Below are 22,788 nucleotides of genomic sequence, written 5' to 3'. Positions count from 1 at the left end.
CCGGAGTGGTCGTCCGGGCCGCAGCCGACGGGGCTCGTCGTCGAGGGAGAAGTCAGCGTGGACTTGGCGGTCCTCGCCGACCTGGCCGCTGCGGGGCACCTCACCGTCGAGATCGGCCGGCAAGGGTCCTGGGACCGCTTCGACGAGGCCGCGACGGCACTCCGTGAGCGCCGCGTGGCCGGAAAGGCGGTCCTCGCGGCGGCACCCGGTGATCCGCACACCCCCCTGTGCCTTCTCAGCAGGCCTGGGCCCGGGCCGCCCGCCCCTCACCTGGCCGGGGTGCGCCGAAGGCCTCGGCTGGAGCGCCCACCGGTCAGGGCTTCCGGGGCCGATGTGGTGGGGCGGGCGTTCGGGCCACGAGGAGGGCGATGTCGTCGGTGTGGTCCATGGCCATGCCGGCGAGGAGTTCGTCGCAGAACGTGTCGAGGTCCTCGCGGGCGAGAGCGGCGGCGTGTTGTCGCAGCCGGGTCATACCGTGGGTGAGGTCCTCGCCGCGGCGTTCGATGAGCCCGTCGGTGTACATGAGCAGAGTGGACCGGGCAGGCAGCGTCTCGGTCGCGTGGTGGCGCGGGAGATCGGGGTCGACGCCCAGGAGGAGGCCGCGTCCGCCTCTGAGGTAGTGGGTGTCGCCCTCGTGGGTGACCAGCAAGGGCGGCGGATGCCCGGCGCTGGAGTAGGTGATCGTCCATGCCCCGTCGTCCTCGTGGTCGAGAAGGGCGTACAGGCAGGTGGCCGTGGCCTGCGGATAGAGCGCCTGGTGCGCGAGGTCCAGGCGCCGCAGGATCTGGCCGGGGGGTTCCTGGCGGTCGCAGCCGATGCCGCGCAGCATGTTGCGCAGCTGACTCATGGTGATCGCCGCGCGCAGATCGTGTCCCGTGACGTCCCCCATGATCATGGTGGTGCTTCCGTTGGGCAGGGGGAAGCTGTCGTACCAGTCGCCGCCCACTTCGGCGGTGGCCGCGGCAGGCGCGTACCGGGCGGCCATCTGCAACGGGCCGCTTCTGGGGAGGGTCGGCAGGAGAGAGCGCTGGAGCCGTTCGGCGATGTGCTGGGTCTCGCGGTGCAGCCGGGCATTGTCCACGCCCAGAGCGATGCGGTGGGTCAGGTCCTCGACCATGGCCAGATCGTCGTCCGTGAGGGGTGCGCGGTCGGCGGAGCGGCCGATGGTCAGGGCGCCGAGCACCTGCCGGCGGGCGCGCACCGGGGCCACCACCGCGGTGTCCGTGCCCAGCTGCTGGAACAGCTCGAGCTGACGGGCGTGCAACGGGTCGGCGGCCTTGTCGGGGCCGGGGATGTCGGCGGCGGTCAGCAGCAGGGGCCCGGCGCCGACGAGGGCGCGCGCGAGCGGACCGACCGGATCATCCGGAATGCCGGGCAGCAGCCCCGTCAGACCGCCGACCGGCAGTATGTCGGGATTGCGGTGCACGACGCTGATCCTGCGCGGGCGACCGTCGTCGTCGAGCAGGTCGACCGCGCACCAGTCGGCCAGCTGAGGCACCAGGATCCGGCACACCCGCCGCACGGCTGCGTGCGAATCGAGCGTGCTGGTCATGGCGGTGGTGGTCTCCGCCAGAAGAGTCAACCGGTCCAGCGCCCGCTGGACCACCTGGTCCACCTCGAAATCCTTCATACCCCCTCTTTTCCCGCCAGGCGCGGTAGCAACGGTCGGAGAGGAACGCCTTCTCCGCTCGCCTTGCGGCGTACCGGTGCGTACCGCCGCAGGAGCCGACACCGGTGTGCTCGTCGGGGGGGGGCGTGAGCACGGCCCCGCCCCACGCCGCGACGATCGCGACGCGGGGCGGGCGGGAAACCGGAGCCGCCAGGACGTGACCTAGCAGGGCCTCACGTACCAGACGGGCCCCCAGTCACCGCGGGCGTCGGAGGAGTACGCGCCGGGCGTGGTGTAGATGAGCGTCTTGCTCTTGTTGTACATGCGCGCACGCGTCCCCGTGGACTGGTTGTTGATCCACGATCCGCCGCTGTTCCAGCCGTCGGGGATCTCGTGCAGGGCGCACGACGACCGGTTCCACTGGTCGCCGGTGAAGTTGGCACCCTTGTAGCCGCAGAAGTTGTAGTACGGACAGCTCGCTGCGGCCGTGGCGGGGGAATCGCCGTTCGGCTCGCCGTTCAGATCGCGCACGTACTTTTCGCCCGGGACGGTCAGCGTCACCGAACCGCCCTCGACGGCGATCTTGTTAACGGCGATCTGCCGGCCGCCGGACTCGGCGATGAACGCGTCGACCTTCTGCTGGAGGCGACTGATCTGCCGGGCGCTGAGCCCGTCGCGGACTGCTTCGGCGCGGGACGCCGCCGCGCCGTTCGCCGACTCGCCGCGATCCGAGGCGAAGGCCGGTGCAGCGATTCCGGCGGCGCCCAGGAGAGCCGTCCCCGCGGCCACCGCGATGTGGGTACGCAAACGCATGCCTGCCACTTCCTTTCGACGTGGGCCTGGTGGACCGGTCGTGAAGCGTGGCCACCGGGCTCGGACTGACGACCACACCCTGGCCGTCGCACGCCGGGACGGTCTTGAAGAAATTCGCACCGGGACCGAATGCGCGTGCTCCGCGCTGCTTCTGGCTCGAAAGGACTCACGAGGCCAGAACGGCACTCGTGACCTGCCCCGGTACCCGGTCGGCGATCTCCGAGCCCGCGTCGTCCACGCCTCGGATGTGGAGGAACTGACGGGGCGTGCAGCCGATCATCGCCTTGAACTCCCGCGCGAAATGAGCCTGGTCGCTGTACCGGCATGCCGCCGCTGCTTGTGACGGCGTATGGGATCGCGTGATGAGCCGCAACGCTCTGCGCAGGCGCAGGACCCGGGCCGCCCCCTTCGGGGTGAGCCCTGTCTGCTCACGGAAGCGGTGCTCGAACTGCCGCCAGCTCCATCCGGTTTGCCTGGCGAGCTGCTTGATGGGCAGCGCCCCGGAGGACCGGACGAGTTCCCGCCACGCGTAGCGCACGCGCGGCGAGGAGGGCGGCCCCGCCTGACGCCACTGCTCGAGTACGGTGTCCAGACAGGTGAAGCGCTCGGCCCAGTCGACACTGGCCTCCAGCTGTTCGACGAGGAGCTCGGAGCGGTGCCCGAGCAGTTCCGCGGGGTCGGTGAAACGCTCCGCGAGATTCCACATCGGTGTCCCGAACAGGGAGAACGCGGCCCAAGGGGCCAGGATGATCTCAAGGCCGTGCAGCTTTCCGCCGTGTCGGCCGAACGTGGCCCGGGTACTCAGGCCGGAGATCACAGAACGGCGTGTGACGGTCGGACCGGCGGGGTCCGTGGCGTCGGTGAGCGTCAGGGGATGATCGAAGGTGAGTACCAACGTCACGACGCCGTCCGGGACTTCGAGCCTGGCACGAGGGCGGTCGAGGTCCAGCCGGAATCCTCGGTACCTCTGCACACCGGGGCGCAGTCGGGCATGGGGCAGAGCACAGGCCGTCTCCCACCGCCCCTGCGAACAGCGCGCTTGATACATGTTGTCCCCTGCCTCACACATCATGGCGCAGCGAGCGTGTGCCAGAAGGACCATGATCGGACGAGTCGCCGCGCGTCATCGTCGTCGAACGATTCCACGGACGGGGCCGTTCGCGTGAGGCGGGAACCACGCATCCTTCGCAGCACCGCTCACCCGCCCGTCTCCTGAGCGCCTGCATGTCCCTGATCCCCACCGGGGCTCGATCGCTTCAAGATCGTTTCCCGCCAGACCGTCGGCGGCGACGTGCCGGCACCGCTGCTCGGCACGGATGTCGCGGTCACCCGAGAGGCGTCCGTTCAGCGCGGCTGACGCTGATGCCCCGGGTCACCGGAGTCCTCAGGCTGTCTCAGCCGGTTCGCCGAAGGTGTCGCCGTAGAGCCGGAACAGGCGCAGCCCGGCCGGCCCGTCGGTGCCGGTGCCGCGCAGGCGTCGCCAGCAGTCGGCGGTGAGACGGCGCGCCAGGGCGCCGGGCCACGGCTTCGGCAGCAGTTCCGGGGGGAGCAGCGGGTCGGGCGCCATGGCCGCGGTGAACTCGGTGGCGAGTTCGACGGCCATGGCCAGCCGCCCCGCCGTGACGGGCCCGTCGTTCCCGGCCCCCTGCGGCGCACCCAGCTCGGTCAGGCAGTGCCGCGCAAGAGCGGTGAGCCGTTCGTAGCGGGTGGCGATCTCCGGCAGGGGCCACAGTCCGGCGGCCAGGGCGGCAGGGTCGGTGAGCGTGCCGACGCGGAGGTCGGTGCTGGTGAGGAAGGTGAGGGAGTCCAGGACACCCAGGTGGCGGGCGTGGGCCTCGACGATGTCGGCTACCGGGTTGGCGGTGACGTAGAGGCCGCCCTGGAGGGGGGCCGCGCCGAGGTGGAGAAGGGCGTCACGCAGGGCGTCCCGGGTGGTGCGACGGGCTTCGGGGACGGCGAAGGCGAACAGGTGCCAGACGCCGTCCCAGGGGGCGTGCCCGGCGTCCTGCCGGTAGGCATGGCGCACGTACTCCGCGTCCGGCGCGAGGGCACCGGCCGGGTCGGCGACGGCCCGCAGCACGGCCTTGCGCCCGCGGCCGTCCTGGGTGAACCGGCCGTCGGCAACGAGGCGTTTGACGCACAGGCGCACCTGTTGGTCGGACATGCCCAGCAGGCTCGCGACGCCGTACAACTCGGCGGCGTCGACGGTGCCGTCCTCCCGCACCAGGGCGTGCACGAGGAGCCGGGTGGGTACCTCCGGCCGGGGAGGCCGCTCCGCACGGGTACCGCTGACCGTGGCGCCGGGGCCCGTCATCGCACACCCCCGTCGGTCCGGTCCGCCTCGGTGACGGGGCGGTACATGGTCGTCACGGCACCGAACCCCATCAGGCGGCGCAGGTAGGGCGTCTGCTCGGTGTGCCGGGCGACGAAGCCGTGCCGTTCGTACAGGGCCCGGGCACGGGGGTTGGTGTCGATGACGTCCAAACGGATGCGGCGGCAGCCGTTCTCGGCCGCGACGGTGGCGACCTGCTTGAGCAGCAGGCTGCCGATCCCGCCGCCCCGGTGGTGTGCGTCCACCGCGATGCCGTCCATGACGAGTTCCTCCTTCTGGGGAGTGCGCTCGAACAGGGCGAGGACGGCGAGCCGGGGCAGGCCCCCGAAGAGGCCGTAGGTGGACAGGACGTCCGGTACGTCGCCGCCGGTCAGCGCGCGTCCGCCGAGCCGGTAGCCCGCCACGCCGATCACCTTTCCGTCCGCCAGGGCGGTCACGCCCCGGTCGTGGTTGAGGTGCGCGGCGATGAAGGCCCGCCCCGTTTCCGGGGGGTTGAGGGCAGGACCGAGTTTACGGCCGAACGCCTCCCAGTACAGCGCCGCCACCTCGCTCTCGGTCCCCTCCGGCACACCTCGTCGGCATGTGACGGCCCTGGGCGGCCGGTCGCCCGCCGGCAGGCCCTCCGTCGTGCGGCCTTGCGGGTTCCTGGGGTCCATGCTTCTGCTCCTCCCGCCGATTCCGGTCACCGTGCACTATCGAGTCTAGTACGTTCATTCTCAACACGAACGTTCTTCGGACGATAGATAGGAGGGTCCAGTGTCAGGACGACGCAGGACAGTACGCGCGGGGCGCGGGCGGCGGTGGCTGCTGTGGACCGTGGTGGGTGCCGTACTGGTGGCCGGTGGTCTCGGCGGGATCGTGGTGTGGCAGAACACCTACGCCCTCCGAGAGGAACGCGTGGTGCTGCGGCACCACGGTCACCGGCTGGAGGGGGTACTGGCCCGCCCGCCCGCAGGGAAGGGACCGTTCGGGCTGGTGGTCTTCGTCCACGGGGACGGGCCCGTGGACGCGACCCACGACACCTTCTACCGGCCCTTGTGGGAGTCGTTCGCGCGGGCGGGTTACGCCTCGCTGTCGTTCAGCAAACCGGGGGTGGCCGGATCGGGGGGCGACTGGCTCGACCAGAGCATGGACGAGCGTGCCGATGAGACACTCGCCGCGGTCGCCTGGGCCCGGAAGCGTCCCGGGATCGACGGCCGGCGCATCGGTCTGTGGGGAGCGAGCCAGGCCGGCTGGGTACTGCCGAAGGTCGCCGCGCGGGACCGGCGCATACGGTTCGTCATCGCCGTCTCCCCGGCCGTCAACTGGCTGCGGCAGGGCCGCTACAACCTGCTCGCCGAACTCCGCCGGGAAGGCGCGGACCAACGGCGCGTCGAGACGGCGCTGCGCCGCCGCGAGACGACCGTGCGCCTGCTCAGGCGGGGCGCGTCCTACGAGGAGTACCGCGCGGCGGTCGGTGACACGGGCGACATCACACCCGGCCGGTGGCGGTTCATCGCGGAGAACCACACCTCCGACGCGGTCGCCGACCTGCGCGCCATGAGGGGAACCGCCGTCCTGCTCGTGCTGGCCGGCCACGACGTGAACGTGGACGTCAATGAGACGCGGACCGTGTACCGCAGGGTCCTTCCCGCCTCCACGCTGAGCGTCGAGCACTACCCCGACGCCACGCACTCGCTGGTGGACCACGACACCGAACGCTCGTCGCTGCGGCTGACCGCGACCGCCGTGTTCGCACCACGGAAGCTGTACGCGGCCGGCTTCCTCGACCGTCAGGCCCGTTTCCTGCGGGAGACCGGCGCGAGGGAGGCAGCGGAGTGAACGTCACGGGGCCGGCCGCCACGCCCGTCCCGACCTCCGGCCACGTCCTTCGCCGGTCCGCGACCCCCGGCGTCGAGGACCAGGGCCGCCAGGCCGCCTCCCCCTTCTACGAGGCAGCCATCGCCCACGCCTGGATACGCATCCCCGTATACCCGTTTGCCCTGGTCGTGCTGTCGAGGGGGACAGACCCTGCCAGAGTGTCAATGACCTCGACCGCGGGTGACGCGCAGGCTGCGCCCGTTTTCCTCGGCGGGCAACCTCTGCGCAGAGAAGCCGGAGCCGTCCGATGGCGGTCTGCACTCAGGAAAGGCGGCCTCAATGGATCTGGAAGTGCATTTCCAGCGTATTACCGTGAGTAAGATCTCCGATCCCGGCAGCAACGCGGAGGTCGAGTTCACACTCGCTGCGAACGGCCGGACGCAGAAGTTCGTGGACAACGATCTGCCCATCGGGGTCACTCCCATCAACCGCACCTTTCTGGTGCGCGTCCCGCCCACAGCCACCCTGACCATCGCCGTCGGAGGGGTGGAGAAGGACGTCAGCAGCGCTGACGATGCGCTTCCCGGCTTCGTTCGACGCTTCGATGCGGGGGAGAACTTCGGCTTGGGCGTGCACTCCGTTCCGGCGAGCAACCCCCACATGACCTACCTCATGGACTTCGAAGTTCGGCCGGCCCCCGGGCTGCTCACCTCTCTCACCGGTACCGCAACCCTGACCACCACGGACGACCGCGCCCGCGGCCCCTTCACCACCCCCGTCACCGTGGAGCTGTTCTTCAACGAGCCGCGCACCGAAGTCAGCATCAGCTCCATTCCTCCCGTCACGGTGCAGACCGGCAGCGGCCCGGTGACCGTCACCCACACGGGAGGGGGCACCGGCACCTTCGACAAGAGCGCCGGAACCATGCGATTGCCAGCCGGTCTCCACTTCGACCTCCCGTTCCCTGCCAGTGACTCGGACCTGGCGCTCGCGCTGACGACGGGAAGGGCCGGAGGCCTCATCGGAACACCGCTGAACACCACCACCGGCGGCATCCGGCTCGTCGGCGCCGCCACCTTCACGGGCGGCACACTCGCCGGGAAGACGGGCACGCTCGCCATCGACGGCGAACTGACAGAACTTCCGTGAGTGACGGGTGACGTGAGTCGAGGTCACGGTCATCCGGCGGAGCGCCACGTACCGTCCGTGAGACCGACAGGGTTGGCGGTCGGCACGATGCCGGAGTCCAGGACCCGTCGGGCGAGGGGTTCGAGCAGGTGGGCGAGGCGGGCGGTGCCCTCGGTGCCCAGGGCCCGCCACGGCGCAGCCGCCGCGACGTCCGTGTCCGTCTCCATCCGCTCGTGGGCGGCCGCTCCGGCCGCCGTGAGGCGCCCCTCCTCGTCGATCCAGCCGCGCCCGCGCAGCTCGGCCTGCGCCGCCCGCCAGGCCTCGATGTCCCACCGACGGATGCGTCGCTGGAACTCGGCGTCGGTCTCCCCCGTCGCGCTCTTGAGCACCAGCGCCTCAACCGGCCCCAGGCCGCGGCCGACCAGCACGGCGACATGGCCGTCGCCACGGTGCTCGCGCAAGGTGGTCGTGGCCTGCCAGAGCCGGACGTGGGGCTGAGCCGGCCGTGGCAGGGCCTGGTTGGCCGCGCCGAGCACCCGACCCGCCGTGTCCGCGGCGCGGGCGGCCTCCCAGGCGAGGTCGGCGGCTTCGGCCAGCTCGGCGGAGTCGACGACGTCGGGACCGTGGAGGCTTCTCATCGCGGCGTCCACGGCTCGTTCGCGTGCCTCGATCACCCGCTGCGGCCCGGCCAGAGACCAGGCGTCGGGCAAGGCACTCGTGGCCCGGTCGGGGTGGAACACGTAGAAGCAACTCGTGACGACGGAGGCGGGAACAGGCCCGAGAGGCGCCGCGCGCAGGGCGAAGTAGCCCATCCAGTAGCCGCGCATCCCGAGACCGTCCATGGCTTCGCGCACCTCGGGGGCGAAGTAGACCAGCTGGTGGACCGGTTCATACCTCTCCCACATCACCCGTGCGACGTTGTCCCTCACTGCGTCGTCCTCCCGGCCCGTCGTGCTCGGCTGCGGCGCGCCGAGAGGCAGCATCCATCATGACGGTCGTCATAACAACCCTTCCTTCACCACCACGTGCGTGCAGTCGGTCTGCCTGGGATGGTCCGACGCCATCAGGTGGCGTCCTGCCGATCACGCATCGGGCCGGACGAGTCCTTCCGCACTCAGCTCCTGGAACTGCTGAAACCGGGGCACGGCCCGCTGACGTGCATACGTCACTTGGCGGGGGACCATTGATACACGATTCCCTGAATTCAGGATATCTTGTACTGTCCTGGTGTGCTGACTGTTGCTTCCGACATCGAGGTGCTGGTCCGGTTCGGCCGCGCGCTGGCCGATCCGATCCGCTGCCGCATCCTGCTCGCCCTCCGCGACGCCCCCGCCTACCCGGCCGACCTCGCCGACGTGCTCGGCGTCTCGCGGACCCGCCTGTCGAACCATCTGGCGTGCCTGCGCGACTGCGGTCTGGTGATCACCGTCCCGGACGGGCGCCGCACCCGTTACGAACTCGCCGACGAACGCCTCGGCCATGCCCTGGACGACCTGCGCACCGCCGTGGTGGCCGTCGAGACCGACCGCACCTGTGTGGACGCCGCCGACAAGGGGTGCTGCTGACCATGACCGCAGAGATCTCCCTGTCCCTCGGGCCGTCCCCGGCCCGCCGCGAAGCGCTCGCCACGCGCATACGCCTGCTGGTCGCCGCCACCATCACCTACAACGTGATCGAGGCCGTCGTCGCCCTCACCGCCGGCACCCTCGCCTCGTCCACCGCGCTGATCGGCTTCGGTCTCGACTCCGTCATCGAGGTCTCCTCCGCCGCAGCGGTCGCCTGGCAGTTCTCCGCCGCCGACCCCGCCGTACGCGAAGCACGCGAGCAGCGCACGCTGCGGATCATCGCCGTCTCGTTCTTCGTGCTCGCCGCCTATGTCACCGTCGACGCCGTCCGCGCGCTCACCGGCACCGGCGAGGCCGACCGATCCGTCCCGGGCATCGTCATCGCCGCCCTGTCGCTGGCGATCATGCCCTTCCTCTCCTATGCCCAGCGCAGGGCCGGCCGCGAACTCGGTTCCGCGAGCGCGGTCGCCGACTCCAGGCAGACCCTGCTGTGCACCTACCTGTCCGCCGTGCTCCTGGCCGGCCTGGTCCTCCATGCCACCCTCGGCTGGTCCTGGGCCGACCCCATCGCCGCCCTGGTCATCGCCGCCATCGCTGTCAAGGAAGGCCGTGACGCCTGGCGGGGCAAGGGCTGCTGTGCACCGTCCGCCGCCGCCGCGACGCCGGCAGCGGGGCCCGGGGCCGATGGGTGCGGCTGCCGCCCCGGCTGCGACTGCTGCGACTGACCAGCCCATAGGCACGCCTCAAGGGCCGCGGCACAGGCACGCACCACTGTCGGTGTCACCAGCGAAGCAGCCCTCATGACGACCGGGCCCGTGATCGCTCCGCGGAGTGATTGCGGGGCGCGGAGGCGCTGACGTACTGGGCGAGGTGCTCGCCCGTGAGGGTGGAGCGGGCTGCGACGAGATCGGCGGGGGTGCCTTCGAAGACGACCCGGCCGCCGTCGTGCCCGGCGCCGGGACCGAGGTCGATGATCCAGTCGGCGTGCGCCATGACCGCCTGGTGGTGCTCCACGACGATGACCGTCCTGCCGGAGTCCACCAACCGGTCGAGCAGGGCGAGCAGTTGCTCGACGTCGGCCAGGTGCAGGCCGCTGGTCGGCTCGTCGAGGATGTAGACGCTGCCCGCCGAGCCCAGGTGGCCGGCGAGCTTGAGCCGTTGCCGCTCGCCGCCGGAGAGTGTGGTGAGCGGCTGGCCGAGGGTGAGGTACCCCAGCCCGACCTCGGCGAGCCGGTCGAGGACGGTGCACGCGGCCGGCGTCCGTGCCGCACCGCTGCGGAAGAACTCGGCGGCCTCGGCCACCGGCATGGCGAACACCTCGCTGATGTCCCGGCCGCCGACCCGGTACCGGAGCACCGCGGGCTGGAACCGCTTGCCCCCGCAGTCCTCGCAGATCGTGGCCACACCCGCCATGATCGCCAGGTCGGTGAAGATGACACCCGCCCCCTTGCAGGTGGCGCAGGCGCCCTCCGAGTTCGGACTGAACAGGGCGGGCTTGACCCCGTTGGCCTTGGCGAACGTCTTGCGGATGGGGTCGAGCAGTCCGGTGTACGTGGCGGGGTTGCTGCGCCGGGAGCCCTTGACGGGCGACTGGTCCACCGTGACGACACCCTCCCGGCCCGCCACCGAGCCGTGGATCAGGGAGCTCTTCCCGGAGCCCGCGACGCCGGTGACCACGGTCAGCACGCCGAGCGGGATGTCCACGTCGAAGTTGCGCAGGTTGTGGGTGCCGGCACCGCGCACCTCCAGTAGACCGGACCGCTCGCGCACGGACGGCTTCAGCGCAGCCCGGTCGTCCAGGTGCCGTCCGGTGACGGTGCCGCTGGCGCGCAGCCCTTCGACGGTGCCCTCGAAGACCAGCTCCCCGCCCCTGGTGCCGGCGAGCGGCCCCAGGTCGACGACGTGGTCGGCGATCGCGATCGTCTCCGGCTTGTGTTCCACGACCAGCACGGTGTTGCCCTTGTCGCGCAGCCGCAGCAGCAGGTCGTTCATCCGCTGGATGTCGTGCGGGTGCAGGCCGACGGTGGGTTCGTCGAAGACGTAGGTGACGTCGGTGAGCGCGGAGCCCAAGTGGCGCACCATCTTGACCCGTTGGGCCTCACCGCCCGAGAGCGTGCCGGAGGGCCGGTCGAGCGAGAGGTACCCCAGGCCGATCCGGACGAACGAGTCGAGGGTCTGGCCGAGGACCGCGAGCAGTGTGGTGACCGACGGGTCGGTCAGACCGCGGATCCAGGATGCGAGGTCGCTGATCTGCATGGCGCAGGCGTCGGCGATACTGAGGCCGTCGATCTTCGCGGACCGGGCGGTCTCGCTGAGCCGGGTGCCGTCGCACTCGGGACAGGCGGAGAACGTCACCGCCCGGTCGACGAAGGCGCGGATGTGCGGCTGGAGCGTCTCCCTGTCCTTGGACAGGAACGACTTGCGCACCCGCGCGAGGAGGCCCTCGTAGGTGGTGTTGATGCCCTTCATCTTGACCTTGACCGGGTCCCGGTGCAGGAAGTCGTGCCGTTCCTGCTCCGTGTAGTCGCGGATCGGCTTGTGCGGGTCGAGGAAGCCGGATGCGGCGAACGACTGCACCACCCAGCCGTCGGGTTTCCAGCCGGGCACGATGATCGCCCCGTCGGCGAGGGACTTGGAGTCGTCGAACAGCCGGGTGGGCTCGATGTCCGAGACGGTGCCGATGCCTTGGCACCGAGGGCACATGCCGCCGACGACGCTGAAGCCCTTCTCGATCGTCTTGCCGTTCACCACCAGGACACCCGACCCGTCGGCCGAGGCGATGTTGAAGGCGAACGCCTTCTGCGAGCCGATGCGGGGCTCGGCGAGCCGGCTGAAGAGGATGCGCAGCAGTGTGCCGGCGTCGGTGGCGGTGCCGACCGTGGAGCGCAGGCTGGTGCCCATCGGCTGCTGGTCGACCAGGATGGCGGTGGTCAACCCGTCGAGCGCGTCGACCTCCGGCCGTGCCAGGGCGGGCATGAAGCCCTGGACGAAGGCGCTGTAGGTCTCGTTGATCAGCCGTTGTGATTCCGCGGCGATCGTGTCGAACACCAAGGAGCTCTTGCCCGAACCGGAGACTCCGGTGAACACGGTCAGACGCCGTTTGGGTATCTCCACGTACACGTTCTTGAGGTTGTTCTCACGTGCTCCGTGCACACGGATCGTGTCATGGCTGTCGGCGGCGCACAGCGCTGCGGGCTGGGTGCCCGTCTGCGGGCCGGCCGTCATGGTGTCGCTCCCGGCGGCCGGACGCGGCACTCCTTCGTCAGGTGACGGGATGACGAGGTTCTGAACGTCCCGATTCATGACCTCCAGCGTATCCCTGCAAACTCGGTTGAGACTTGGGGCGAAGATGCCGGGTGGAATTCGGGTAAAGTCTCAAACTGTGAAGTACCTGCGCCCACATGATCTGGCCCGTGAGCACGGCATCTCCACCCAGGCGGTCCGCAACTACGAGCGGGACGGGGCCATTCCGCCCGCCCGGCGCACACCGTCCGGCTACCGCAGCTACACCGAGGTCCACGCGGCGGCCCTGCGCGCCTATCTGGCACTCGTCCGGGCCTACGGCTACGCCACGGGCGGCGAGATCATGCGGTCGCTCAACGCCGGCGACCTCGACGCCGCACTGACCTCCGTCGACCGCGGCCACGCCCAACTGCTGCGCGACCGGGAGACGCTGGACGCCGTGGGGCGGGCGGTGGAGCACCTCACCCGCGACACCGGCGGCACCGGCGGCACCGAACGCTTTGCCGCCGCCGGCGAGCCGCTCAGCATCGGCGAACTCGCGCGCCGCCTGGGGGTGACGGCGGCGACCCTGCGGAACTGGGAGGCGGTGGGCATCCTCTCCCCCGCCCGGGAGCCGGTCACCGGCCACCGCTCGTTCGACGCGACGGATGTGCGCGACGCCGAGCTGACCCATCTCCTGCGCCGCGGTGGCTACCCGTTGGAGAACATCCGCACGGTGGTCCGGCAGATCCGCACGGCCGGCGGCACGGAGGCCCTGTCCGCCGCGCTCGACGACTGGCGGCGACGGCTCACGGCCCGCGGTGTGTCCATGCTCGATGCGGCGACCCGCCTCGGCGGGTACGTGGCCCTCCTGGACATCGCTCCGGCCGGACCGCGCACGGCTGACGGAGCCGCTTCCGCGCCGGGATCGTCGACGACTGCCTGAGCCCTCACGGTTCTGCGGTCCCGGCGCCGGCACCGACGGCGCCGCCGTGAGCATCGGGCCGACGAGCCGGCGAGGCCGCTTCCCGCCCCGCCCGGGAGCGCAGGCTTGTGCGTGGCCCGGTCGGGCAGGGATCCGGGCGGCTGACGGTACGCCGGAAGCGCGGCGCATGCGGAAGAACCGGACGAGGAAGACGACCGCGCACACGAGGTAGGCGGTGGCCTGGAGCACGCCGGTCCGCAACCGGGCAGGGACGGACGCAGCGCGGACGAGGGTGCGGGTACGGTCATGGCGGGAACCCCCCACGGGCGGTGCGGAACGGCCCACGGAAGATCACGGGGCCGGTGCACGATACGCCGACCGACCGGGGCCCGTGCCATGACCACGGTGTCAGGCGGAGGAGCGCCGCCCGGTACCACCGCCGCTGCCGCTCAGCGGGATCAGCGTCTCGAGACGGGCGCCTCTGACCCAGGCACCCAGCAGGTCGCGGTTCAGGGCCACGATGTCCTGGCGCAGCGCCAGGCCCAGCGCCGCCTTCGTGAACGTGCGGCAGGTGGTGACGAACAGGGCCACGTCCGCGCCGTGTTCCGGGCGGGCGGTACCGACGAACTTCTGCATGTCCTGGGACGACACGCTCCGCTGCGGCGCGTACTTCTTGCACTGGACGACCAGCCTGCGGCCGTCGGCGAGGTAGCCGACGACGTCGGCGCCCAGGTCACCGCTCCTGCCGCTGACGACGACCCTCGTGCAACCGTCCCGCCGACACAGCTGCGCGATGTACGTCTCGAACTCCTGCCACGACAGGGCGTCGACCTCGGCCATGGACGACTCACGTGCCCGGGCCTCCTCCTGTGCCCGCCACGCGCGATCCTCACCGACCGCGTGACGGTGCGCCCGCAGCACGGCCCAGCCGGCCCCGCCCGACACGGCGGAGGCGAGGACGGCGACCAGGAGCGGCCACACCGTCGACCAGTTCACGGCGGTCCACACCGCCACGGCCGAGGCGGCTACCGCGCCCCAGCCCTGCACACGCCTGCGCGTCCGCTTCGTCAGGCGCCGGCCCCGTCGACGTACCGCCATCACTCCCCCGCTGACCGGCCACCCATCCACCAGGCGGCAGAAACGCCCCCCGGTCTTCTTGTGTAGCGGCGCCTCAGTGACGGCGGGGCACATTGCCGACGAATGGCACGAAGTGATCGCACTTGGCCGGATCCCGGCCGGCGGATCAGCCGTGTACGTGGGCGATGGCGTGCCGGTGCTCCGGGCGGCGAGCCTGCGGACGATCGCCGCCGGCCGGACCCGCCGCGGTCTGGGAAACGGTCCCGGGACCTTGACCGCCGTCGACGTGACCTCGCTTCGGTTCGGCCGATGAGGTTGACTCGTGCCTCCGGCCCGGACCACCACAGGAGCCACCACATTGACGTACGACATCGCCGCCCTGCGCTCCCGCTTCCCCGCCCTGGCCGCCGGTACGGTCCACTTCGACGGACCCGGGGGCACCCAGACGCCGCAGCCGGTCATCGACGCGATCGGCGACGCACTGGCGCGGCCCCTGTCCAACCGCGGCCCGTACTCGCTGGGCGAGCGCAACGCGGAGGCCGTCGTCACCGGTGCGCGCCGGGCCGTGGCCGACCTCCTGGGCGCGGACCCGGCAGGGATCGTCTTCGGGCGCAGCGCCACCCAGCTCACCTACGACCTCGCCCGGACCCTGGCCGCCTCCTGGACGCCCGGCGACGAGGTCGTCGTCACCCGGCTCGACCACGACGCCAACATCCGCCCGTGGGTGCAGGCCGCTCAGCGGGCCGGCGCCACCGTGCGCTGGGCCGGATTCGACCCCGCCACCGGTGAGTTGACGGCCGACGACATCCGCACGGTCCTGTCCGGACGCACCCGCCTCGTCGCCGTCACCGCCGCCTCCAACCTGATCGGCACCCGGCCGCCGGTGGCCGAGATCTGCCGCCTGGCCCACGAGGCCGGGGCACTCGCCCATGTCGACGGCGTCCACTACACCGCGCACACGCTGGTCGACCTGCCGGCTCTGGGCGCGGACTTCTTCGTCTGCTCCCCGTACAAGTTCCTCGGTCCCCACCACGGCGTCCTGGCCGCCCGGCCCGCACTGCTGGAGACCCTGCACCCCGACAAACTGCTGCCCGCCAGCGACGCGGTTCCCGAACGCTTCGAACTGGGCACCCTGCCTTACGAGTTGCTAGCCGGCACCCGTGCCGCCGTCGACTTCCTGGCCGGCCTGGATCCGGACTGCGCGGGCACCCGGCGCGAACGGCTGTCCGCCTCCTTCGCCGCGCTCGAGATCCATGAGAACACCCTGCGCACCCGGCTCGACGAGCATCTCGCCGCGTTCCCCGGCATCACCGTCCACTCCCGGGCCGCCGACCGCACCCCCACCCTGCTGCTGACCTTCGAGCACCACGACACCGCCGACGCCTACCGCTTCCTCGCCGCCCGCGGCATCCACGCCCCCTCCAGCCACTTCTACGCCATCGAGACCTCCCGCCACCTGGGCCTGGGCGACACCGGCGGCCTGCGCATCGGACTCGCTCCCTACAACAGTGCGCAGGACGTCGACCGACTGCTGGCGGCGCTGGCCGAGTTCCTGGAGGCGTGAGCAGGAAGTAGCGGACGGACCTGCCTCCGGCAGGCCCCGACGTCGTGACGCGCCTCGTCCGGCGCCCGTTCGTCGCGCCGTTCCCGGTCCGCGATCATCAGGCCGACGCCTCGGTCCAGCAGGGTGGGGAAACCGCTGGTGTGCGGGGCCCCAGGAGGAGCCCCGCACACCTGCGCACGACGTGTTCAGCGTGCCCGCTCGTCGGCGCCCGGGTCCCCGACACGTTTGACCCGCAGGTCGAAGGCGAACGCCTCATCGCAGGTGAGGCGCATCTGTCGGTCCAGCACGTCGACGGTCACCTCGGCAGCCAGCGGCGTGCGCCAGCCTTTGGTCACCACCTCGCCCCAGGGTTCCGGGTGCACTTCCCGCACCCGCACGCGCGGGCCGGACGCCTCGTACGAGCCCTGCACGCGGGCGATCCGCTGCTCCGCCCCGTCCTCCTCCAACTCGCTGTACGCCACGTGGCCGGAGATGGCGCCCCGGTCGAACAGACCGCGCTCGACGGGTCCGCCTCCCCCGTACTGCGTCCCGTCGGCTTCGACCGACAGGCTGACGTGGGTACCGAAGGCGGAGTTCTCGTACAGTTCGAGCGACACCTGCGTGCCGTCTCGCTCCGCCTGGCACACCACGGCGTGCCCCCTTTCCCGGGTCACGCCGAGCGACTCCTCCCGGTCGTCCGCGACTGCTGCGGGCGCCGCCGTCAGCAGTGTCGCCGCGAGCACACCGGTCATCGCCGCCCGTTTCCCCATCTGCATGCTGCACTCCCAACGTCGTGTGCGGGTGATACGTGCAGTTGGACTCGCAGAGGGCGGGTGAGGATGTAGGCGATCACCGACCTTGTTGCGGCGCCCGCAGCGCATCTGTCAGGGCTGGTGCGCATGCCCCCCGTGCAGGAGCAACCGCCGCGGTATGCCTCTACTGGGCGTCATCACAGTCCTCCCTCGCACCAGGAGCTGATCGGTCCTGCTTTCAAGGCGGAACCGGTCGGACTTTCCGCCGCGGCCTGCCACGGCATGCAGCTTCGAGAACGGCGTCGTCATCGCCTTGTGTGCCGGACCCGCCGACTGGAACGACGAGCAGCTGGGCGACGTGATGCGCACGGCCCGGTGGCGCAGCGAGAAGTTCGTGGAACAGGCGGGTTCAGGCGCCGCTGCCCACCGTCGTGGCGGGACTCGGCAGCCGGTGAGGGTCCTGCCGGCGCCTGCGCGCATCACCAGGACACCTCACGGACGTTCGCCCCGCTCTGCGGTCGAGTCGTGGCGGTGATCTCCGAGCGGTGGCGGCTCGCCGAGAACGTCACCGTCAGCGTCTGCGCTCCGGCCCGGCTGGTACTCACGGTGAACCCCCGGTTCGGCACGGCGGAGATCAGGCACACCGCGTCGTCGCCGAACCGCACGGTGGCCTTGCCGCCCTCGGACGGCACCGTGTAGACACCGGCGCCGCCGTCCTCGCAGCCCGAGCCGCCGACGCCGGCAGGCGCCTTTGGGGCGGTGGTGCGGGCGGTCGGTGTGGGCGTGGGCGTCGGGCTGGGGCCGGGCGCCGCTGCACTGCTCCGGGAGGGCGGGCTGGGCCTGCGACCGGACGCCGACGGGCTCGGGGAGGGCTTGGCGGTGGCGGAGGGGCTGTGCCGCGGGGACTCGACGGGCTCACTCGGCGCCGACTGGGCGACCGGCGCGGTCGGCCGGGTGGACCCCACCACGAAGTGGACGGTGAGGATGACAGCCGTGACACTGGCTGCCGTGCAGACGAGCCATATGATCAGGTAGCGCAGGAGGCGGGACACGACACCATAGTGACGGACCGGCTAACGTGCCTGCTCATGGCCTGCGTACTTGTCGTCGAGGACGACCCCGTCATCCGGGCTGCGTTGATCGAGGTGCTGACCGGGCACGGCTATGCGGTCAGGACCACCCACCAGGGTTTCGAGGCGCTGCGCGAGATCACCCGGACCCCGCCGGACATCGTGGTGCTGGATCTGGGCCTGCCCGACCTCGACGGTCTCGACGTGCTGCGCATGATCCGGGGAATCTCCCGCGTGCCGGTCCTGGTCGCCACCGCCCGCGACGACGAGGGCGAGATCATCCGGCTGCTCAACGCGGGGGCCGACGACTACCTGGTCAAGCCGTTCTCCGGCGGCCAGCTCGCGGCCCGGCTCGCTGCCGTGCTGCGGCGGTCCGTGCCCGCCGGGGTGGAGGCGGCCCGGCGCCCCGTCCTCCAGGTGGCGGACCTGCGTATCGACCCGACCGCGCGCACCGCGCACCTGGCCGGCCAAGAACTCCCCCTGACGCGACGTGAGTTCGACCTCCTCGCCTACCTCGCCGCCCACGCCGACCAGGTCGTGACCCGGCAGCGGATACTCGCCGAGGTGTGGCAACAGCCGTACGTCGAGGACCAGACGGTCGATGTGCACCTGTCCGCGCTCCGCCGCAAGATGGGTGAGACGGCCCGAAAGCCCAGGTACCTGCGTACCGTTCGCGGTCTGGGCATCAAGTTGGTCAGCTCGCCGTGAGACGCGCCCTCGCCGGGATCGCCCTGGCCGTCACCTCGATGGTGGCCCTGTCCTTCCTCATCCCCCTCGCCCTCCTCGTGCGCGAACAGGCACGGGACCGGGCCACGACGGCCGCCGAGCAGCGGGCGGCCGCACTGTCTCCGGTGCTCGCCCTCACCACCCGGCGCGCCGACGTGCAGCAGGCCGTCTCCGAACTCGGCTCGTCCGACCAGCTCGTGGTCCGTCTGCCCGACGGCGGCTTCGTCGGTAGGCCGCACGCGCCCCGGGCCGCGCTCGACCGGGCCGTGCGGGGGCGCGAGACGCTGGCCGTGGACACCGCCGGCGGCTGGGTCTATCTCCAGCCCGTCGTCCTGCAGGGTGACCGGGTCGCGGTCGTGGAGTCCTTCGTACCCGCCGCGGACCTCACCCGGGGCGTGGCTGCGTCCTGGGGCGTCATGGCGCTGCTCGCGCTGGGGCTGGTCGGCGGCTCGGTCCTCGTCGCGGACCGGCTCGGCGCCCGCGTCGTCCGGTCCTCGCGCAGCCTCAAGCGCGCCTCCCTGGCCCTCGGCTCCGGCGACCTGGACGTTCGTGTGGAACCGGACGGCCCGCCCGAACTGCAGGAGGCGGGCGCGGCGTTCAACACGATGGCCGACCGGGTCCTCGACCTGCTCGCCGTCGAACGCGAACTGGTCGCCGATCTCTCGCACCGCCTGCGCACCCCGCTGACCGCCCTCTACCTGGAGGCCGACCGGATGGGGTCGACGCCCAGTGCACGGCGGGTGGCCGAGGCGGCCGGCCAGTTGGAGAGCGAACTGGACGCGATCATCGCCGCGGCCCGTACACCGCTGGCGTCGGCGCAGCCGGCCCGTGCGGCGGCAGGCGGGGCGAAACCGTGCGACGTCGCCGAGGTGGTCGCCGTGCGGCTGGACTTCTGGTCGGTCCTCGCCACCCAGCAAGGGCGGCCGTACGAGCGCTCCCTCACCCCGCGTCCCGCGCCCGTCGCCTTCCCCGAGGACGACCTCGCGGCCGTCGTCGACGCACTGATCGGCAACGTCTTCCGGCACACCCCGGAGGGCACCGCCTTCGCCGTGCGCGTGGAGCGGGCGGACCGGCACGTGTTCCTGACGGTCGACGACGCGGGACCGGGCGTGGCGGACCCCGAGGCAGCGCTCACGCGGGGTGTGAGCGTGGGTGGTTCCACGGGGCTGGGCCTGGACATCGTGGCGCGGGCGGCTCGCGCGGCGGACGGTGAACTGACCATCACCCGCGCGCCGCTGGGCGGCGCGCGGGTGCGGGTGTCGTTGGCGCTGTCGGAGGCGGGCGGCGCCGCGAGCGCGGGGCGGTGAGCGGCGCACGGCGCCGCGGCCGGTGCGCGACGAACGGCGTCAGCGGCGCACGGCGTCGCGGCCGGTGCGCGACGAACGGCGTCAGCGGCCGGCGCCGAAGTTCTGCGTCCACCAGGGACCGCCGTCGCCGAAGTGGACGCCCACGCCCAGCTCCTTGAAGGAGCAGTTGAGTATGTTCGCGCGGTGGCCGGGGCTGTTCATCCAGGACTTCATGACGGCGGCGGCGTCCGCCTGACCGCGCGCTATGTTCTCGCCCAGGGTCGACCACTGGTAGCCCGCGGCCTCCACCCGGGTCGTCATCGTCGAACCGTCGGGGCCCGTGTGCGACATCACGCCGCTGCGGGCCATGACGTCGCTGTAGTCGTCGGCCGCCCGAGTGAGCCGGTCGTTCGCGGTGACGGGCGAGCAACCTGCCGCCCCCCGCTCCTTGTTGACCAGCGCGAGAACCTGGGCCTCGGGGCCCCCGGCCCCGGTGCCCGACCCGGAACCGGATCCGGCGCCGCCCGGCCCCGTGCCGCCGGTACCGCTCGCCGGCCCGCCGCCGCTGCTGCTCTTCGCGGCCGTCCCCGCTGGTGCCTTCGGCGCGGGCCCGGTCGTCCGCCGCGGGCGAGGGGTGGGGCTCGCCGACCGCTTCTTCTTCTCCTTCGGCTCGGCGCTCGGCGAGGCGCTCGCCTTCGCGCTCGCGCCGGCCGGACTCGCGCTCGCCGAACCGGAGGCGAGGGGCGCCGCGCCGGCGGTTGCGTCCTCGGCACCCGGCGCCTCACCGGTGCTGTTCGCGACCACCCGGTCCGATGCGCCACCGCCCTCGCCACCGGCCACGGCCACCGTGATCCCGACGCCCGCGATCGCGGCGACGGCCCCGATGGCCAGTGCGGGACCGCGTGCCTTCAGCCCCTTGCGGGGGCGGGCGTGGAAGCGGGACGGGCGAGCGGCTCGGCGGGAACCCATGCAGGACACCTCGGTCTGTCGGTCGGCTGACTCGGCCCCCCGTGTCCGGTGGCCACGATCGCGGCCACCGGACCTGTGGGGGGTGTTCGAGAGCCTAGGACCCGTCGGGGGCGGGAACCGCTGTGCGAAGGTCATCTTCAAGAAGCCTTAAGACAGCCACAAGAGTCCCCTGAGGAACCGACGCCCTCCCCGTCCCTGCCCCTTTACGGTCACCGATTCGCAACAGACGGAGCCGAGCGGGATCGAACGAGGCGAGGGTGGCTGAAAATGAACCCCGAAGCCTCTGCGGCTACCCGGTAGCCGCCGCCATCGCAACGGGGGACACATCGTGCTGCTCACACACCGCTCCGGACCGGTCGCGGTCCGGACGCTCACCCTGGCCGTCTGCCTGGCCGGGGTCGTCGCACTCGCCGGCTGCTCCCCGGACTCGGACTCACCGGACTCGGGCAGCAAGGACCGAGCCCCGTCCGTCACTTCCCCACCGGCTGGGAGCAAGCAGGCCACCGCCGGGACCTCGTCGTCCCCGCCGGCGGTGCCCGCCGGGAAGGGCTCGTCGCCGCAGGACGGCAAGGTGTCCGCCTCCCCGGTACCGGTGGGGACGCCCGCAGCGCCGTCTGCCGGCTCGACGGCTTCCGCGGGCGCCGGCGGGGAGGATGACGGTTGCGACCACAAGATGCCGATCTCACCGGACGAGATCGCCGTGTACCGCTACACACCCGAGGGCGGGTCGCTGAGTCTGATCGTCCGGCACGGCAACTGGGGCTGCGGCACCCCGGATTCCGACGGCGCGCCGTTCGAGCCGGTCGGCAAGGAGACCTACCTGCCCATGAGTGACGCGGCGTACGTCACCGTCACCGATCCGATCGTGGCAAGCACCGAGAACCAGCCCATCAGCGTGCAGAAGTTCATCGACTGGCTGGAGGCGCATCCCGACAGCGGCCTGGTCTTCCGCTACCACCTCGGCTCCGACGGGGCCGTCGACCGACTGGAACAGGTCTTCACCCCCTGACCGGGCGCGGCCGTGCAGCGGCCCTTGGCGCGTTCTCCCGGAAGGCCAGGAGCGGCCGGTCCGGGTCAGTCCCGATCCGTCGTGGAGATCACCACCATCTTGGTCACCTTCCCGTCGTCGCCGACCACGTCGCGCACGTGCCGGAAGCCCAGGCGGCGGCACATCTCCAGGCTGGCGGTGTTGTCGGCGCCCACCATGCCGTAGGCCTCCTTCAGACCGAGGCCGTCCGCAGCGTGGCGCAGCAGGCCGCGGACCGCTTCCGTGCCCAGGCCCCGGCCCCAGTACGGCGGAGCCAGTGCGGCGATCAGTTCGTGTCCGTCGACGTTGCCGGTCTTCTTCACCTCCGCGTGCCCGACGAACCGCCCGCCCTGCCAGATCCCCCAGACGTCGAACATCCGCTGGGGGTAGACGTCGGTGAGGATGGCGCGGAAGAGCGTGCGGATGTCCGGCTCGGGCACGCGTTCCTGGCCCATCCAGCGGCAGACCTCCTCGTCGCGCAGGAGCTCCACGAAGTGGTCCTCGTCTTCGGGTCGGTAGGGGCGGAAGGTAAGTCGTTCGGTGTGCAGGACCGGTGTCATGGGGGGGCTCCCTGAGAAGTACGGGCAGGGCGGGCGGGGACCGGGCCGGGGCGCGTCCTGACGAGGCGCGCCCCGGCCCGGTCCCGCGTGGCTCCACGCGGGCGCGGTCAGGCCTCGGCGTTCTCCATGCGCTCACGCAGGCTGCGCGGGCGCATGTCGGTCCAGACCTCGTCGACGTAGGCGGAGCACTCGGCCTCGGTGCCCTCCTTGCCGACGGGCTGCCAGCCGGCGGGCACCTCGATGTCGGCGGGCCAGAGCGAGTACTGGTCCTCGTCGTTGCGCAGCACCTGGTAACGGGTGTTCTCGTCCATGTCTGTCGGTCTCGCTCTCCGGGGTCGTGGCGGGTTCGTGACGGGTGGGTGGTGCGGAACGGGCCGGTCGTGC

The 22,788-nt window shown here is 71.7% G+C and carries 22 protein-coding genes; 9 read left to right on the top strand and 13 right to left on the bottom strand.

Going from position 1 to position 22,788, the window contains the following annotated elements; all coding sequences use genetic code 11:
• Positions 1-313 precede the first annotated feature (313 nt).
• From Q5694_RS27200 to Q5694_RS27180, 5 genes are all read right to left on the bottom strand, one after another.
• Positions 314-1,630: a PP2C family protein-serine/threonine phosphatase gene (locus tag Q5694_RS27200; RefSeq protein WP_333936022.1), complete on the bottom strand. Its 1,317-nt coding sequence runs from the start codon at positions 1,628-1,630 to the stop codon at positions 314-316.
• 201 nt (positions 1,631-1,831) lie between these two features.
• Positions 1,832-2,422: a peptidase inhibitor family I36 protein gene (locus Q5694_RS27195; RefSeq protein WP_333936021.1), complete on the bottom strand. Its 591-nt coding sequence runs from the start codon at positions 2,420-2,422 to the stop codon at positions 1,832-1,834.
• Between the two features lie 166 nt (positions 2,423-2,588).
• A complete protein-coding gene (locus Q5694_RS27190; RefSeq protein WP_443040947.1) occupies positions 2,589-3,239 on the bottom strand; it encodes a helix-turn-helix domain-containing protein in 651 nt (216 codons plus the stop codon).
• 567 nt (positions 3,240-3,806) lie between these two features.
• Positions 3,807-4,736 (bottom strand): PaaX family transcriptional regulator C-terminal domain-containing protein, encoded by a 930-nt coding sequence (locus tag Q5694_RS27185; protein ID WP_333936020.1) that lies wholly within the window; start codon positions 4,734-4,736, stop codon positions 3,807-3,809.
• Positions 4,733-5,410 (bottom strand): GNAT family N-acetyltransferase, encoded by a 678-nt coding sequence (locus tag Q5694_RS27180; RefSeq protein ID WP_333936019.1) that lies wholly within the window; start codon positions 5,408-5,410, stop codon positions 4,733-4,735. The genes Q5694_RS27185 and Q5694_RS27180 overlap by 4 nt, the downstream gene beginning before the upstream one ends.
• A 100-nt stretch (positions 5,411-5,510) precedes the next feature.
• Here Q5694_RS27180 and Q5694_RS27175 point away from each other — a divergent pair, with 100 nt between their 5' ends.
• Together Q5694_RS27175 and Q5694_RS27170 are read left to right on the top strand one after the other, a co-directional pair.
• A complete protein-coding gene (locus Q5694_RS27175) occupies positions 5,511-6,575 on the top strand; it encodes an alpha/beta hydrolase family protein (protein ID WP_333936018.1) in 1,065 nt (354 codons plus the stop codon).
• A gap of 318 nt (positions 6,576-6,893) precedes the next feature.
• Positions 6,894-7,703, top strand: coding sequence for a hypothetical protein (locus Q5694_RS27170; RefSeq protein WP_333936017.1), 810 nt, complete (start codon positions 6,894-6,896; stop codon positions 7,701-7,703).
• A 29-nt stretch (positions 7,704-7,732) separates the two neighbouring features.
• Here the strand turns inward: Q5694_RS27170 and Q5694_RS27165 are convergent, their stop codons facing one another.
• Positions 7,733-8,611: an SCO6745 family protein gene (locus Q5694_RS27165; protein WP_333936016.1), complete on the bottom strand. Its 879-nt coding sequence runs from the start codon at positions 8,609-8,611 to the stop codon at positions 7,733-7,735.
• A 300-nt stretch (positions 8,612-8,911) separates the two neighbouring features.
• Between Q5694_RS27165 and Q5694_RS27160 the strand changes: the two genes are divergently transcribed.
• Together Q5694_RS27160 and Q5694_RS27155 are read left to right on the top strand one after the other, a co-directional pair.
• The gene (locus Q5694_RS27160; RefSeq protein WP_333936015.1) at positions 8,912-9,247 is read left to right on the top strand and encodes an ArsR/SmtB family transcription factor; all 336 of its coding nucleotides are present in this window, start codon (positions 8,912-8,914) and stop codon (positions 9,245-9,247) included.
• Positions 9,248-9,249: 2 nt separating this feature from the next.
• Complete coding sequence (locus Q5694_RS27155) at positions 9,250-9,972, top strand: cation transporter (protein WP_333936014.1); 723 nt, start codon at positions 9,250-9,252, stop codon at positions 9,970-9,972.
• 73 nt (positions 9,973-10,045) lie between these two features.
• Here Q5694_RS27155 and Q5694_RS27150 read toward each other — a convergent pair whose 3' ends face one another.
• Positions 10,046-12,472 (bottom strand): excinuclease ABC subunit UvrA, encoded by a 2,427-nt coding sequence (locus tag Q5694_RS27150; protein WP_333936049.1) that lies wholly within the window; start codon positions 12,470-12,472, stop codon positions 10,046-10,048.
• Between the two features lie 166 nt (positions 12,473-12,638).
• Here Q5694_RS27150 and Q5694_RS27145 point away from each other — a divergent pair, with 166 nt between their 5' ends.
• Positions 12,639-13,415, top strand: coding sequence for a TioE family transcriptional regulator (locus Q5694_RS27145; RefSeq protein ID WP_443040950.1), 777 nt, complete (start codon positions 12,639-12,641; stop codon positions 13,413-13,415).
• A 387-nt stretch (positions 13,416-13,802) separates the two neighbouring features.
• Here the strand turns inward: Q5694_RS27145 and Q5694_RS27140 are convergent, their stop codons facing one another.
• On the bottom strand, positions 13,803-14,492 hold the full coding sequence (locus tag Q5694_RS27140; RefSeq protein WP_333936012.1) for a restriction endonuclease: 690 nt from the start codon (positions 14,490-14,492) through the stop codon (positions 13,803-13,805).
• A 337-nt stretch (positions 14,493-14,829) separates the two neighbouring features.
• Between Q5694_RS27140 and Q5694_RS27135 the strand changes: the two genes are divergently transcribed.
• Complete coding sequence (locus Q5694_RS27135; RefSeq protein WP_333936011.1) at positions 14,830-16,035, top strand: cysteine desulfurase-like protein; 1,206 nt, start codon at positions 14,830-14,832, stop codon at positions 16,033-16,035.
• Positions 16,036-16,220: 185 nt separating this feature from the next.
• On the opposite strand, the gene Q5694_RS27130 is transcribed toward Q5694_RS27135, so the two are convergent.
• Together Q5694_RS27130 and Q5694_RS27125 are read right to left on the bottom strand one after the other, a co-directional pair.
• Complete coding sequence (locus Q5694_RS27130) at positions 16,221-16,790, bottom strand: hypothetical protein (RefSeq protein WP_333936010.1); 570 nt, start codon at positions 16,788-16,790, stop codon at positions 16,221-16,223.
• Between the two features lie 455 nt (positions 16,791-17,245).
• Positions 17,246-17,818: a hypothetical protein gene (locus Q5694_RS27125; RefSeq protein WP_333936009.1), complete on the bottom strand. Its 573-nt coding sequence runs from the start codon at positions 17,816-17,818 to the stop codon at positions 17,246-17,248.
• Between the two features lie 36 nt (positions 17,819-17,854).
• On the opposite strand from Q5694_RS27125, the gene Q5694_RS27120 reads away from it, so the two are divergent.
• Together Q5694_RS27120 and Q5694_RS27115 are read left to right on the top strand one after the other, a co-directional pair.
• Positions 17,855-18,544: a response regulator transcription factor gene (locus tag Q5694_RS27120; protein ID WP_333936007.1), complete on the top strand. Its 690-nt coding sequence runs from the start codon at positions 17,855-17,857 to the stop codon at positions 18,542-18,544.
• Positions 18,541-19,869 carry a sensor histidine kinase gene (locus tag Q5694_RS27115; protein ID WP_333936006.1) on the top strand — a complete coding sequence of 443 codons (1,329 nt, stop codon included), beginning with the start codon at positions 18,541-18,543 and terminating at the stop codon, positions 19,867-19,869. Before Q5694_RS27120 ends, Q5694_RS27115 begins: the two co-directional genes overlap by 4 nt.
• An 81-nt stretch (positions 19,870-19,950) precedes the next feature.
• On the opposite strand, the gene Q5694_RS27110 is transcribed toward Q5694_RS27115, so the two are convergent.
• Positions 19,951-20,817 carry a CAP domain-containing protein gene (locus Q5694_RS27110; protein WP_333936005.1) on the bottom strand — a complete coding sequence of 289 codons (867 nt, stop codon included), beginning with the start codon at positions 20,815-20,817 and terminating at the stop codon, positions 19,951-19,953.
• A gap of 328 nt (positions 20,818-21,145) precedes the next feature.
• Between Q5694_RS27110 and Q5694_RS27105 the strand changes: the two genes are divergently transcribed.
• Positions 21,146-21,826 carry a hypothetical protein gene (locus Q5694_RS27105; RefSeq protein ID WP_333936004.1) on the top strand — a complete coding sequence of 227 codons (681 nt, stop codon included), beginning with the start codon at positions 21,146-21,148 and terminating at the stop codon, positions 21,824-21,826.
• 65 nt (positions 21,827-21,891) lie between these two features.
• On the opposite strand, the gene Q5694_RS27100 is transcribed toward Q5694_RS27105, so the two are convergent.
• On the bottom strand, positions 21,892-22,404 hold the full coding sequence (locus Q5694_RS27100; RefSeq protein WP_333936003.1) for a GNAT family N-acetyltransferase: 513 nt from the start codon (positions 22,402-22,404) through the stop codon (positions 21,892-21,894).
• Positions 22,405-22,511: 107 nt separating this feature from the next.
• Complete coding sequence (locus Q5694_RS27095) at positions 22,512-22,715, bottom strand: MbtH family protein (protein ID WP_137304256.1); 204 nt, start codon at positions 22,713-22,715, stop codon at positions 22,512-22,514.
• Positions 22,716-22,788 lie beyond the last annotated feature (73 nt).

Origin of the sequence: Streptomyces sp. AHA2 (genome assembly GCF_036857595.1) — a bacterium.
Lineage (GTDB): Bacteria > Actinomycetota > Actinomycetes > Streptomycetales > Streptomycetaceae > Streptomyces.
The sequence above is the reverse complement of the archived record's forward strand: the minus strand, read 5'-3'. Positions and strand labels throughout refer to the sequence as shown.

Coding starts and splice junctions, on each gene's coding strand:
- Q5694_RS27110 (WP_333936005.1), bottom strand. CDS start 20,817: ATGGGTTCCCGCCGAGCCGCTCGCCCGTCCCGCTTCCACGCCCGCCCC.
- Q5694_RS27100 (WP_333936003.1), bottom strand. CDS start 22,404: ATGACACCGGTCCTGCACACCGAACGACTTACCTTCCGCCCCTACCGA.
- Q5694_RS27120 (WP_333936007.1), top strand. CDS start 17,855: ATGGCCTGCGTACTTGTCGTCGAGGACGACCCCGTCATCCGGGCTGCG.
- Q5694_RS27150 (WP_333936049.1), bottom strand. CDS start 12,472: ATGACGGCCGGCCCGCAGACGGGCACCCAGCCCGCAGCGCTGTGCGCC.
- Q5694_RS27180 (WP_333936019.1), bottom strand. CDS start 5,410: ATGGACCCCAGGAACCCGCAAGGCCGCACGACGGAGGGCCTGCCGGCG.
- Q5694_RS27170 (WP_333936017.1), top strand. CDS start 6,894: ATGGATCTGGAAGTGCATTTCCAGCGTATTACCGTGAGTAAGATCTCC.
- Q5694_RS27130 (WP_333936010.1), bottom strand. CDS start 16,790: ATGCAGATGGGGAAACGGGCGGCGATGACCGGTGTGCTCGCGGCGACA.
- Q5694_RS27155 (WP_333936014.1), top strand. CDS start 9,250: ATGACCGCAGAGATCTCCCTGTCCCTCGGGCCGTCCCCGGCCCGCCGC.
- Q5694_RS27195 (WP_333936021.1), bottom strand. CDS start 2,422: ATGCGTTTGCGTACCCACATCGCGGTGGCCGCGGGGACGGCTCTCCTG.
- Q5694_RS27185 (WP_333936020.1), bottom strand. CDS start 4,736: ATGACGGGCCCCGGCGCCACGGTCAGCGGTACCCGTGCGGAGCGGCCT.
- Q5694_RS27200 (WP_333936022.1), bottom strand. CDS start 1,630: ATGAAGGATTTCGAGGTGGACCAGGTGGTCCAGCGGGCGCTGGACCGG.
- Q5694_RS27095 (WP_137304256.1), bottom strand. CDS start 22,715: ATGGACGAGAACACCCGTTACCAGGTGCTGCGCAACGACGAGGACCAG.
- Q5694_RS27140 (WP_333936012.1), bottom strand. CDS start 14,492: ATGGCGGTACGTCGACGGGGCCGGCGCCTGACGAAGCGGACGCGCAGG.